The organism is Paenibacillus sp. EKM206P (assembly GCF_011066155.1).
In the GTDB taxonomy this organism is placed as follows: domain Bacteria; phylum Bacillota; class Bacilli; order Paenibacillales; family Paenibacillaceae; genus Paenibacillus; species Paenibacillus polymyxa_D.
In genome coordinates this window covers 206,967-219,210 of the sequence record NZ_JAAMNQ010000008.1, presented here as the reverse complement: position 1 = coordinate 219,210, position 12,244 = coordinate 206,967, and the positions used below count along the sequence as shown (strand labels likewise).

The window sequence follows — 12,244 nt, the reverse complement described above, 5'->3', positions numbered from 1 at the left end:
TGGCCAAACGCATCAGACTGTAAATCTGCTCCCTTACGGGTTCGGTGGTTCGAATCCATCATCCTCCACCAGTTTTACGAGCCATTAGCTCAGTTGGTAGAGCACCTGACTTTTAATCAGGGTGTCGAAGGTTCGAGTCCTTCATGGCTCATCAGAAGTCATCAACTATAGGTTGATGGCTTTTTTTGTATTGTTTTAAGTTATGTTTTTATATAGCTTTTTTATTTTACGGTATCGACAGGTTATAATGAGTTCATTATGTTCGCTTAGTGCTTATTCTATATTCTAAAAAAAAGTGAAGTGGTGATCGCGTGACTCTGGATACAGAATGGATTCAGCAACAGCTTCAGAATATTATTCAAGCGCCTTTTACCATAGTGCCTTGGTGCCCGGAAATGATGGCAGAGGGAGAGACAGCCGATTCAGTTATTCCGGATAGATCGTTTGTCCGTGACAACAAGTTATATTTTCCATTTCGTGCGTCGGCAGGTGAACTGGCTGCATTTGTGGTAGAGGCCAGATATTTGACGGATCGAGAACGGAAACTGGTAGAAGCGCTATTGGGGAACATGGAGCAGGTCTGGCAGAACGGTCCACAATTGTCGGATAACCCGGTTTATAGCGAGGAAGAGCGCATGAATCGTTATGGACAATGGCTTATACAGCAGGCTGCCAATCTAAACAAGGAAGAAGAGGTTCCAGATGAATTGCAGCTTCGTGATTCGCTATCAGCGTGTATGGTTCCGATTTTACTGAATGGCGAGGGAACACAGGAGGGGGCTATTACTTATACCCAGCTCCATCGATTGTTCGCGAGCTATTTTGGAGGGGATGTGCTGCTTACTCCATTGGACAAACAGTCTTGGCTGATTATGGCTAAAAAGGAGCTTTTATTAGGAGCGGACGATGAACGGGATAAAGACACTGAGTCCAGGGATGCAGATTTTACGGAATCGTTGGAGGAGGTTCTCACGGCTTTTAGCTTGGGTCTATATGAGCTTATTGCGAATGAGTGGGTGGGTGTATTCCATTTGGCGGTTTCTAAGCCTTCAATCCCTTTGCAAAGTCTTCCCCAAGAGCTGAATTTGTTATGGGAGACTATACATTTGGGCAAGATTTTTCATGTAACAGAGCACATCCACTTTTCATGGGAGCTTCATTTGGAAAGGCTGTTAAACCGCATTTCCAAGGAACAACGCGTATTATTTTTAGAGCAGGTAATGAAGTCATCTGTCATACTAGAAGACTCAGAAACGATGGCCACATTAGACATCTTTTTTCAACTGGATTGTAATGTGAGTGAGACAGCTAAGCGTCTATATGTGCATCGAAATACGTTGATTTACCGTTTGGACAAGATCAAACAGGAGACTGGATTGGACGTGCGGACGTTTAATGATGCGGTTTTAGTCAAGCTCTATCTTCTATTGTACAAAGTGACAAAAAGGAAATAGCATTTTTGTGCAGTTTGCGAATAGCCATGCTACGGGGACTAGGATAAGATACAAGTAAGAAATGTATTCGATTTCATAACTTGATCTTAGGGAGGCAAAAGCTATGGCTGGTGTACGTTTAGAGCATATTTTCAAAAAATATCCGGGTGCAGATAAAGCTACGGTTGTTGATGTCAATTTGGACATTCAAGATAAAGAGTTTCTCGTGTTGGTTGGTCCTTCCGGTTGTGGTAAATCTACTACGCTCCGTATGATCGCTGGTCTAGAGGAAATTTCAGACGGTAAATTGTACATTGGAGATCGTGTTGTGAACGACGTGGCTCCAAAGGACCGCGATATCGCGATGGTATTCCAATCCTATGCCTTGTATCCGCATATGAATGTATATCAAAACATGGCTTTTGGTCTGAAACTCCGTAAGGTGAAGAAAGAAGAAATTGACAAACGTGTACGTGAAGCGGCTAAAATCCTTGATATTGAGCATCTGCTGGACCGCAAGCCGAAAGCGTTATCAGGTGGTCAACGCCAGCGTGTTGCCTTGGGACGTGCGATTGTGCGTGACCCGCAAGTGTTCTTGATGGATGAGCCACTGTCCAACTTGGATGCCAAGCTGCGTGGTCAGATGCGTGCGGAAATCACGAAGCTGGCTAAGCGTCTGGAAACGACTGTTATCTACGTAACCCATGACCAGGTCGAAGCCATGACGATGGGTGACCGGATTGTAGTTATGAAGGATGGTATTATCCAACAAGCTGCATCCCCAGATGAACTGTACAACCGTCCAGTGAATCTGTTCGTAGCTGGTTTTATCGGCTCTCCTACGATGAACTTTATCACAGGTAAGCTGGTTGAAAAAGAAGGTGCATTGCATTTTGCTGCGCCGGGTCTGGATCTGTTTGTACCAGAAGGTAAAGGACAGATTTTAAAAGCGAAGGGCTATATCGGGAAAGAAGTGATCTTGGGTATCCGTCCTGAGGATATTCATGAAGAGCCTGTATTCTTGGAGGCTTCTCCGAATACGATCTTTACATCCACTGTGGATGTAACGGAAAACCTCGGTCATGAAATGCTGTTGTACCTGAGCGGTGCTGGAAATGATACGATTATTGCCCGTGTAGACGGACGCTCCAATACTCGTGATGGTGTCAAAGCGAAGTTGGCTGTTGATATGAACAAGGTTCATATTTTTGATAAGGAATCGGAATTGAGTGTTCTGGTTGGCGAATAAAATTTGCCTCTGGAAGAGAGTCGCAGTTTTCCCCGAGCGGAGAACTGCGACTCTTTTTATATATCGCATACGGCTACTAGCTTCGGCATTGCATTCATTGGAAAATTCCGATACGATGGGTACAATGGACAGGTCTAGATGTAGGTTCGTTGGCAGGAGTCCTAGATGGGATCAACCCAGCTGGCGGAATGGAGCTAGCCTGGAACCATATGTTAAATCAAGTGGAGTGTGCATTGGCGCAGGATAGACTGGCGTTGGGTTGTATGGTTAATAGGGTAAAGCTACATAAATCAAGTGACGTATAGAATCTGGTTTTGCAGATGAAGGGGAGAATAAAATGGCTAAACAGGTAAAGGTATCCGAGCTTGTACAGCAGTTTCAAATGGAAGTTATTTCCGGTGAAAAAGGTCTGCGAAGACTGATCACAGTGGACGATTTAAATCGCCCAGGTCTGGAGATGGCCGGGTATTTTGAATATCATACACAAGAGCGGGTACAGCTTCTGGGAAGGTCTGAGTTGGCTTTTCTGGGAATGCTTCCTCCTGAGGAACGCCGGGATCGGATGGAGCGTCTGTGTACAGAGCTGACTCCATGCATTATCGTCACACGTGGTCTAGAGGTACCGGCTGAGTTAGTGGAGGCGAGCGCAGAGCGAGATATTCCTGTACTGCGCACTAATATGGCGACGACGATTTTATCAAGCCGCATCACAGGCTTTCTCGAAAGAAAGCTGGCTCCTACAGCAACTATTCATGGTGTACTGTGTGACGTGTATGGCGTGGGAATGCTTATCACAGGAAGTAGTGGAATTGGTAAAAGTGAAACGGCACTGGAACTGGTTAAACGTGGACATCGCTTGGTAGCAGATGACGCGGTAGAAATTCGGCAAACGTCCGATTTTCAGCTGCATGGTACAGCACCTGAGCTGATCCGTCACCTGTTGGAAATTCGTGGCGTGGGCATTATTAATGTGATGACGCTGTTTGGGGCCGGTGCAGTTCGTAATAACAAACGGATTACATTGGTTGTTCGTCTGGAGGCATGGCAGCAGGACAAGCAGTATGACCGTCTTGGTCTTGATGAGGAAACGACACGCATTATTGATACAGATGTTCCACTGGTTACGATTCCAGTTCGTCCGGGCCGAAACTTGGCTGTTATTATCGAGGTGGCGGCGATGAACTATCGTTTGAAACAAATGGGTGTTAATGCAGCCCTGCAATTTACAAACAAGCTGACTGCTACAATTTCTGAAGATATGGAAGAGATGGATTAAGGTTTGTTCGTTTGCAAGGAAGAACGAGGAGTGAGAGAAACATATGTCAACGGCAACATTACTGCTGAATCCGATCGCTTTTTCAATCGGGGCAATCAAGGTCCACTGGTATGGGCTTATTTTGGGGCTGGCGGCGCTTGTGGGTTTATATCTTGCCATCCGTGAAGGGAAAAAATTCGGTATTCCGCAGGATTTTTTTATGGATATGCTGCTTCTGGGTGTTCCCTCAGCTATTATTGGAGCGCGTATTTATTATGTAGCCTTCAAATGGGAAGACTACCGAGATAATCTATGGGATGTTTTTAAAATTTGGAATGGCGGTATTGCGATATACGGTGCCTTGATCGGGGCCATTATATGTGCGGTTATTTATTTCCGGTATAAAGGGTATACCTTCTGGCGTATCGCTGATATTTGTGCACCAGGCCTACTGATCGGTCAAGCGATTGGACGCTGGGGTAATTTTGTCAATCAGGAAGCCTACGGTGGACCGACGGAAGAGACATTCTTGCGAAATCAGCTCCATCTGCCGGATTTCATTGTGAATCAGATGAACGTTAACGGGGTGTTCCATCACCCTACATTTTTATATGAATCACTGTGGAGTATTGTAGGTGTGATTTTGCTGCTCGTCATTCGTCGTATGAAATTTGTGCGTGCAGGCGAAGTGTTTGCATTTTACTTCATTTGGTACTCAATCGGCCGTTTCTTCATCGAGCGTGTACGGACGGACAGTTTGGCTTTTCAGGGACCGGATTGGCTGGCTTCTTTTGTGAATGCTTTGTGGTCTCCTATGGTGTGGCTAGGGTTTGAACCAGGGCATCTGGACCCGAGTTACGGTAATGTGCGGATCTCGCAATTGCTGCCTATCTTTATTGTTGTAGCTGCCGTGATTTTCATTTTGGTTCGTCGCCGGAAGGGTACATCTGTTGCTCGTTATAGCGATCCGATTATCTCCAGCAAAGCGGGGATTGATCAGGTACCTGACGTGATGCCAGAGCAGGTATCCCGTCCAGGACAGGACGCGGTTCCTCCAACAGCTACGGCGGATAAGCTACCTAAGGAAGACACGGACGAGGACAAGAAGGAGCATCTATGATAAATACGATTTTGTTTGATTTAGACGGCACCATCATGGATACGAATGAGCTGATCATCAGCACATTTCTACACATTTTGAATCATCCGGATGCTGATCCGCTGACGCGGGAGCATATTATTCCTCATATGGGTGGAACGCTGGACGATCAACTCCGTACTTTTTCGGGATTAACGGATGTATCTGGGTTGGTTAAGGACTACCGTGCTTATAATCAGATTCATCATGATCAAATGGTGAAGCCATTTCCATATGTCATTGAGGTTATTCAGGAGTTGCGTGCGAGAGGGATTAAGCTGGGGGTTGTGACAACCAAAATACGACCATCCACGATACGTGTACTTAATCTGTTCAATCTGACTTCCTCAATGGACTATATTGTGACGGTAGACGATGTGGAACATCCAAAGCCACACGCTGAACCAGTGCTCAAGGCCTTGACAGGTTTGAATGCTGAAGCAGAGCACACATTGATGGTCGGAGACAGTTCTTTTGATATTTTGTCAGCTCAGGCAGCAGGTGTGAAATCGGCTGGTGTAGCTTGGTCGCTCAAGGGCGAGGAAACTCTGCGCGGATATGGGCCTGACTACATGTTGCATGATATGCGGGATTTGCTGAAGCTGGAGCTTCAAGGTGTCAATGTATCGTGAGAAAGGTGAACCGCTATCCTGTAGAAGGTCCCAATGCGTTGTGGCAGATTTATCGGACGGTGAGCCGCTGGAAAGGCATTAAGAACTTTATTTTTATACAGATTGCCCGGTATTGTCCTGTGCTTTCTCTGAAAAACGTCATTTACCGCAGAGTGCTGGGGATGAAGGTGGGGCAACATGCGGCCTTCGGCCTGATGGTGATGGTGGATGTTTTTTTTCCGGAGCATATTACGATAGGGAACAATTCGGTCATTGGATATAACACAACGATACTGGCTCACGAATACCTCATACAAGAGTATCGTATCGGTAAAGTGGTGATTGGTGATCATGTGCTGATCGGCGCCAACACAACCATTTTGCCGGGTGTCACCATCGGTGACGGAGCTATCGTAGCAGCCGGAGCGGTCGTGCATAAAGACGTGCCCGCAGGTGCATTTGTAGGTGGCAATCCGTTGCGTGATTTAAGACGCTCTGGTGTGGATGAGTAGGAAATAGCACAATAAGGAAGACCCCTTATGTATTAAGGGGTCTTCCTTATTGTTGTTTTTCTGTATAATAAGTGGGGTAATGCATGTTAATTATGTTTAAAAATTGATAACAGACATATTTGCAAAGCGATATGGGAGCGTGTTGATTTGGTCAAAAAAGAACGTATACCAGAGCTTGATGTTTACCGGGGAATATTAATTGCAGCCGTTGTTACCATTCATGCGACTTCAATGGCTTTAATTGATGCGCGCCATTCTCTATTGTTTTACCCTTTTCTATTTTTAAATATGTTTAGTAGCTTTGCGGTGCCAGTATTTATTTTTGTGAGCGGGTTTGTTTTATTTTACAATTATGTCGATAGGCCGCTTCGTGGTAAGAATATGCTTATATTCTTTCGAAAAAGACTGATGTTTATTGTGTTACCGTACGTTTTGTTTTCTCTTGTGTATTATTTGACCTTGGTAACACGCGGGTTGATGCCGCTCAGTGATCTTCCGCTCGTGCTGTTAACGGGAAAGGCGTACACGCATTTGTATTATGTCATCATCATTATCCAATTTTATTTGGTCTTCCCACTGTTGTTGTGGGGAGTGCAGCGCTTATGTCATTGGATATCGAGTCCACGGAGAGTAGCCTGTATCATTTTGGCAGTAGGGTTAGTCATTCAATGGGGGTTTGTATTGCTGAACAAATATGTTTGGCAAGAGGAAAGAGGAAGTCTCGCGATTACGTATATCAGTTATTTTGCCTTGGGCGCAGCTGTAGCGATTGGATATGAAGGGTTTAAAAAGTGGCTTTTTCCGGTGTCAGGTACAGTAATTAGACGCGGACAGTTGATCAGTTGGTGGGGCTTGTGGGTGGCTTGGCTACTCCTGGGTATAGCATATGTACAAATATGGTTTGTAGCATATCGCGAAGCCATCTATGCAGACTCGCTGATCTATGAACTGCTCCATAATGCATATGCCCTCGTCTCAGCGCTGGTGCTGTTTCAGTTCTCGGTTTTATTATATCGTCATGCTAACGATAGGCTGCGAATGTTAATCAGCTGGCTGGGCTCATGCTCATTCGGCATTTATTTACTTCACCCGGCGTTATTGAGAGTATATCGCAAGCTGGATTTGCACGGAACGCCAGTAGAATATATCTTCTCTGTTGCGGGTGGATGGTTGTTGGCGTTGTTTGGCTCATGGTTGATTGTGACGTTGTGTTTTCGATATGTACCATTTGCATGGATCGGTTTGGGCACGGTTCCGAAGTTTTCTTCCCGGAGTAAAGATGAACAAATGAATAGCTAAATATTTTGATTGATTGGACTGTTGGCTTAAGGCTGGCAGTCTTTTTTTTAGGATTCGTGTATTTTGCATTGGATAAAATATAGAAAGGGGCAGCGGCTTGGCGGATCTGTAAAAAAGGGCTGCTCCGTTCGGTTGACGTTCACAAGTAGAGCATGATAATATATCGAATATACTTTAGTTTGTTAGCACTTTACCATGATAAAGATATTGTGAAATCATGAGGTGATAGAGATGTCTAAGCCAAAAGGATTCGAAATCCCTGTAGGGGTTCGAGATTATCTTCCACGTGCAGTGTCGAAGCTGCGGGCCATTGAACTGAATGTACTCGAATGCATGGAGCGCTGGGGTTACCGCCAGATTATGACGCCTACGATGGAATACTACGATACGGTGGGAGTGGCTAGTTCTACTTCCGATCGAAAGCTGTTTAAATTACTCAATAACCGGGGAACCACGTTGGTGCTGCGATCGGATATGACCGCTCCCATTGCGCGGGTGGTATCTTCGCTGCTAAAGGAAGAGGAAGTACCACTCCGACTTTCCTACCACGCAAATGTATTTCGGGCGATTGAGGAAGAGGCAGGAAGAGAAGCGGAGTTTTTTCAGACAGGTGTGGAGCTGGTAGGTGATGATTCGCCTGAGGCTGATGCAGAAGTTGTAGCATTGGCTATTGCATCATTACAGGCGGCAGGAGTGGCCTCTTTTAAAATTGCCATGGGACATGTGGGATTTCTGAACGGCTTATTTGAGGAAATCATTCCAGGCCGTCAGGCTGAACAACAAGCGCTAAAGGAACTGTTGCTCAGTCGTGATGTAGTGGGCTACCGAACAGCGATTGAAGCTTTGGGCTTGGCTCCCGAACATCGGGATAAGCTGGAAGCTATTCTTCGGTTGCGCGGTGGAAAAGAAATTTGTGACCAGGCTACCCGTCTTAGTGTGGAGCAGCAGACGATTCGATCCATTGCACATTTGTGCGAGGTGTGGGAAGTACTGGAGGCATACGGCGTATCTGAGCATGTGTTAATCGACCTTACCATGATCGGGGATTTTTCATATTATACAGGAATGACTTTTGAGGGCTATGCGGCGGAGATTGGGTTCCCGGTATGCAACGGGGGTCGCTATGACAATCTGCTTCAGCAGTTTGGTCGATCCGTACCTGCAACGGGATTTGCATTGAAGACAAACCGGATCGTCGATGGTGTGGATGGTATCCAAATGGAGACGAAGCTTCCTGTACTTATCCGTTATGACGAACAGGGACGCCAAGAGGCGTTATCCGCAGCCGCACAGCTACGCGCAACAGGTCTTACTGTGGTGACAGGACTCACGGGCGGACCGGAAGACCGACGTCGTGAGCAGCAGGGCTTGTATGCAGAGGTATACAGCTATACAGCTGAAGGAAGACAGCCAGTACAAAGGAGGGAATTGCCATGACGGAAACATTGAAGGTAGCCATGCCCAAGGGACGGATTTATAAGCAGGCTTCTGAGCTATTTCGCCAGGCGGGGGTTCCAATTCCACTGGATGTGGACGAAACGCGCAAGCTGGTCATTCCACTGCCTGAGCTAGGCATGGAATTTATTATGGCGAAGCCCGTCGATGTTCCTACGTATGTGGAGTACGGGGCGGCGGACATCGGCATTGTGGGCAAGGATGTTTTGCTGGAAGAAAACAAGGATGTGTATGAACTGCTGGATCTGGGGATTGCCCGTTGTCGGATGTCAGTGATTGCTTTACCAGATTGGCAGCCAGGTATTCGTCAGCGGGTCGCTACAAAGTATCCGAATGTGGCTTCCCAGTATTTTCGGGAGCAAGGCCAACAGGTGGAGGTTATTAAGCTGAATGGCTCCATTGAGCTGGCGCCGTTAATTGGCCTGGCAGACCGCATTGTTGATATGGTAGAGACGGGGCAGACCTTGCAGGAGAATGGATTGGTCGAGCAGATCAGCATACTGGATATTACCAGTCGTCTGATTGCCAATCGGGTCAGCTACCGGATGAAAAACAGCTCGATTCAGGCTTTGTGTGATCGATTGCATCAGGTGATTCCCAATGCGGTGGCACCCCGGGAGTAAATCAACTAAAGGAATAAGCCAAGGGTTAAAGGAGCATTCTGCAAGCTGCAAGTAAGGGGGAATGGACAAATGAAGATTGTATCAGCCCGTGATTTCAGTCTCCAACGGGAGGTGGATTACGGCACACCTGAGCAAAATGAGGCTGTGCGTACCATTATTCAGTCGGTACGCCAAGAGGGGGATGAGGCTGTCCTGCGGTATACGCAATCGTTTGATGGTGTATCGCTGATCGCAGAGCAACTTCGTGTGACGGAGGAAGAATTGAAGGCGGCATATGACAAGGTAGAGCCTTCTTTTTTACAGGCGATTCGAGAAGCGGCGGATAATATCCGTGCTTTTCACATGAAGCAAAAACGTAATTCGTGGATGGATTTACAGCCAGACGGTAGCTTGCTCGGCCAAATTATCCGACCGTTGAAACGTGTAGGCGTGTATGTTCCGGGCGGTAAAGCGGCCTATCCATCCTCTGTGCTGATGAATGTCATTCCCGCTCAGGTGGCTGGTGTACCTGAGATTGTCATGGTGACACCCCCGGCGACAGGCGGCAAGGCAGGGATAGATCCATATACACTGGTAGCTGCGGCAGAGGCTGGTGTAACGGAAATATATAGGGTTGGCGGAGCGCAAGCGATTGCTTCCCTCGCTTACGGAACACATAGCATTGAACCAGTCGATAAAATTTGCGGTCCCGGTAACATTTATGTAGCGCTGGCGAAGCGCGAGGTGTACGGCGCGGTGGATATCGACAGTATAGCTGGACCAAGTGAAATTGTCGTGTTGGCTGACGACACGGCGAATGCCTCATATGTAGCGGCTGACCTGCTTTCACAGGCGGAACATGACGAGATGGCCTCAGCCATACTGGTTACGCCCTCGCAACGCTTGGCCGAAGAAGTATCAGCTGAAGTACAGCGCCAATTGGCAGAGCTACCGCGCAGAGATATTGCTGCTGCATCGGTGGAGGCATACGGGGCTATCATTGTCGTCGACACTTTGGAAGAGGGCATCCATATTGTAAACCGACTGGCACCAGAACATTTGGAAATTATGACAGAGCAGCCGATGGAGCATGTAGGTCTGATCGAAAACGCGGGAGCTATTTTCCTGGGAGCGTACAGCTCGGAGCCAGTAGGCGATTATTTTGCCGGACCTAACCACATTATTCCGACGAATGGAACGGCACGTTTTTCCTCGCCAGTGGATGTTGATGATTTTATCAAGAAGTCGAGTATGATCTATTACAGCAAAGAAGCGCTACTGCGCAATGGTGAGACGATTATGCAGCTTGCCCGCCATGAAGGACTGGAAGGTCACGCACGGGCGATACAAGTTCGATTGGACAATGAAAAGAAGGCGGTGGATGGCGATGGGGAACGAAAATAACGTAGCAGGACGTACAGGCAGCGTCAGCCGAAAGACGAACGAAACGGACATTCAGCTATCTTTTGCAGTAGACGGCACAGGGCAAGCTGAGATTGAAACGGATGTTCCTTTTCTGAATCACATGCTGGACTTGTTCACCAAGCACGGACACTTTGATCTGAATGTGCAGGCCAGAGGGGATGTGGATATCGACGATCATCATACCGTAGAGGATATTGGTATTTGTCTGGGACAGACCTTGCTGGAAGCATTGGGTGATAAAAAAGGAATTAAGCGCTATGCCAGCGTCTTTGTACCAATGGATGAGGCGCTCGCACAGGTTGTCATTGATCTGAGTAACCGACCTCATTTTGAGTATCGTGCGGAGTATCCATCACAGCAGGTAGGGAGCTTTTCGACAGAGCTGGTGCATGAATTTCTGTGGAAATTTGCGTTGGAGGCTCGCATGACGCTACACGTCATCGTTCACTACGGGCAAAATACCCACCATATGATTGAGGCGGTGTTCAAAGCGCTGGGACGTGCACTGGATGAAGCGACATCCATTGATCCACGGGTGACGGGAGTGCCTTCAACGAAGGGAGTGCTGTAGCCCATGTCCATTGCCATTGTGGATTACGGCAGAGGCAATCTGCATAGTGTGAGCAAGGCAGTTGAGCGTCTTGGCTATGAGGCTGTAGTAACGGGAGATGCCCAAGTGATTCGTTCCTCCAGCGGTGTGATTTTGCCGGGTGTAGGGGCATTCGGGGATGCTATGGAGCATTTACGTTCCAGCGGATTGGATCGGGTGATTCAGGAGGTTGCAAGCGCTGGACAACCACTGCTCGGTGTTTGTCTAGGAATGCAACTGTTGTTCACTCGTGGTGAAGAATACGGCAGTCACGAAGGGCTTAATATCTTACCAGGTGAGGTCGTTCGGTTTGCTCCTGATCTGGGGGTTAAAGTGCCGCATATGGGCTGGAATCGTCTGCGTATGACTCAGCCGAACCACCCGTTGTTACAGGGCTTGGAGGAAGGACATGTGTATTTCGTACATTCCTATCATGCGAAGCCGGAGGCCGAAAGTGACCTACTGGCGGTGACTGACTACGGTGGGCCCGTAACGGCTATCGTGGGCAGAGGCCATGTATATGGCATGCAGTTCCACCCGGAGAAAAGCGGGGAAATGGGGATGCGGTTGCTTCGACAGTTTTTGGAACTGGCGGAAGCGGAAAAGCGAGCGTAACGATTCATGTGTCTATAGTTGAGGGTACGCCAACTTTGGTCGTTGATGGATGTAAAGGCAT

The 12,244-nt window shown here is 47.4% G+C and carries 12 protein-coding genes and 1 tRNA gene; all 13 read left to right on the top strand.

All coding sequences use genetic code 11. The annotated features are described in order from the left end of the window. Window positions 1-78 precede the first annotated feature (78 nt). A tRNA-Lys gene (locus tag G9G53_RS17675) sits at window positions 79-151 on the top strand. Window positions 152-311: 160 nt separating this feature from the next. Next, window positions 312-1,454: a PucR family transcriptional regulator gene (locus tag G9G53_RS17670; protein ID WP_165149384.1), complete on the top strand. Its 1,143-nt coding sequence runs from the start codon at window positions 312-314 to the stop codon at window positions 1,452-1,454. A gap of 103 nt (window positions 1,455-1,557) precedes the next feature. Continuing rightward, window positions 1,558-2,682 carry an ABC transporter ATP-binding protein gene (locus tag G9G53_RS17665; RefSeq protein ID WP_029519022.1) on the top strand — a complete coding sequence of 375 codons (1,125 nt, stop codon included), beginning with the start codon at window positions 1,558-1,560 and terminating at the stop codon, window positions 2,680-2,682. 337 nt (window positions 2,683-3,019) lie between these two features. Further along, window positions 3,020-3,958, top strand: coding sequence for an HPr(Ser) kinase/phosphatase (gene hprK, locus G9G53_RS17660; RefSeq protein WP_029519020.1), 939 nt, complete (start codon window positions 3,020-3,022; stop codon window positions 3,956-3,958). A 43-nt stretch (window positions 3,959-4,001) separates the two neighbouring features. Continuing rightward, the gene (lgt, locus tag G9G53_RS17655) at window positions 4,002-5,057 is read left to right on the top strand and encodes a prolipoprotein diacylglyceryl transferase (RefSeq protein ID WP_165149382.1); all 1,056 of its coding nucleotides are present in this window, start codon (window positions 4,002-4,004) and stop codon (window positions 5,055-5,057) included. Then, entirely contained in the window at window positions 5,054-5,707 is a 654-nt protein-coding gene (gene ppaX / locus G9G53_RS17650; protein ID WP_165149380.1) for a pyrophosphatase PpaX, read from the top strand. Before lgt ends, ppaX begins: the two co-directional genes overlap by 4 nt. Beyond that, entirely contained in the window at window positions 5,704-6,198 is a 495-nt protein-coding gene (locus G9G53_RS17645; protein WP_165149378.1) for an acyltransferase, read from the top strand. The genes ppaX and G9G53_RS17645 overlap by 4 nt, the downstream gene beginning before the upstream one ends. Window positions 6,199-6,345: 147 nt before the next feature. Continuing rightward, window positions 6,346-7,497: an acyltransferase gene (locus tag G9G53_RS17640; protein ID WP_165149376.1), complete on the top strand. Its 1,152-nt coding sequence runs from the start codon at window positions 6,346-6,348 to the stop codon at window positions 7,495-7,497. Window positions 7,498-7,728: 231 nt separating this feature from the next. Beyond that, window positions 7,729-8,934 (top strand): ATP phosphoribosyltransferase regulatory subunit, encoded by a 1,206-nt coding sequence (locus G9G53_RS17635; RefSeq protein ID WP_165149374.1) that lies wholly within the window; start codon window positions 7,729-7,731, stop codon window positions 8,932-8,934. Then, a complete protein-coding gene (gene hisG, locus G9G53_RS17630) occupies window positions 8,931-9,575 on the top strand; it encodes an ATP phosphoribosyltransferase (RefSeq protein WP_165149372.1) in 645 nt (214 codons plus the stop codon). Before G9G53_RS17635 ends, hisG begins: the two co-directional genes overlap by 4 nt. Before the next feature lie 69 nt (window positions 9,576-9,644). Further along, window positions 9,645-10,958, top strand: coding sequence for a histidinol dehydrogenase (gene hisD / locus G9G53_RS17625; protein WP_069012128.1), 1,314 nt, complete (start codon window positions 9,645-9,647; stop codon window positions 10,956-10,958). Continuing rightward, window positions 10,942-11,550, top strand: a complete 609-nt coding sequence (gene hisB, locus G9G53_RS17620) for an imidazoleglycerol-phosphate dehydratase HisB (RefSeq protein WP_029519009.1) — start codon at window positions 10,942-10,944, stop codon at window positions 11,548-11,550. Before hisD ends, hisB begins: the two co-directional genes overlap by 17 nt. A gap of 3 nt (window positions 11,551-11,553) precedes the next feature. Then, entirely contained in the window at window positions 11,554-12,183 is a 630-nt protein-coding gene (hisH, locus tag G9G53_RS17615; RefSeq protein ID WP_029519007.1) for an imidazole glycerol phosphate synthase subunit HisH, read from the top strand. The last annotated feature ends 61 nt before the right edge of the window (window positions 12,184-12,244 follow it).

Bases quoted from the DNA above. Each gene is read 5' to 3' on its own strand.
- hisH (WP_029519007.1), top strand. From the start codon at position 11,554: ATGTCCATTGCCATTGTGGATTACGGCAGAGGCAATCTGCATAGTGTG.
- hprK (WP_029519020.1), top strand. From the start codon at position 3,020: ATGGCTAAACAGGTAAAGGTATCCGAGCTTGTACAGCAGTTTCAAATG.
- lgt (WP_165149382.1), top strand. From the start codon at position 4,002: ATGTCAACGGCAACATTACTGCTGAATCCGATCGCTTTTTCAATCGGG.
- G9G53_RS17635 (WP_165149374.1), top strand. From the start codon at position 7,729: ATGTCTAAGCCAAAAGGATTCGAAATCCCTGTAGGGGTTCGAGATTAT.
- ppaX (WP_165149380.1), top strand. From the start codon at position 5,054: ATGATAAATACGATTTTGTTTGATTTAGACGGCACCATCATGGATACG.
- hisD (WP_069012128.1), top strand. From the start codon at position 9,645: ATGAAGATTGTATCAGCCCGTGATTTCAGTCTCCAACGGGAGGTGGAT.
- hisB (WP_029519009.1), top strand. From the start codon at position 10,942: ATGGGGAACGAAAATAACGTAGCAGGACGTACAGGCAGCGTCAGCCGA.
- G9G53_RS17665 (WP_029519022.1), top strand. From the start codon at position 1,558: ATGGCTGGTGTACGTTTAGAGCATATTTTCAAAAAATATCCGGGTGCA.
- hisG (WP_165149372.1), top strand. From the start codon at position 8,931: ATGACGGAAACATTGAAGGTAGCCATGCCCAAGGGACGGATTTATAAG.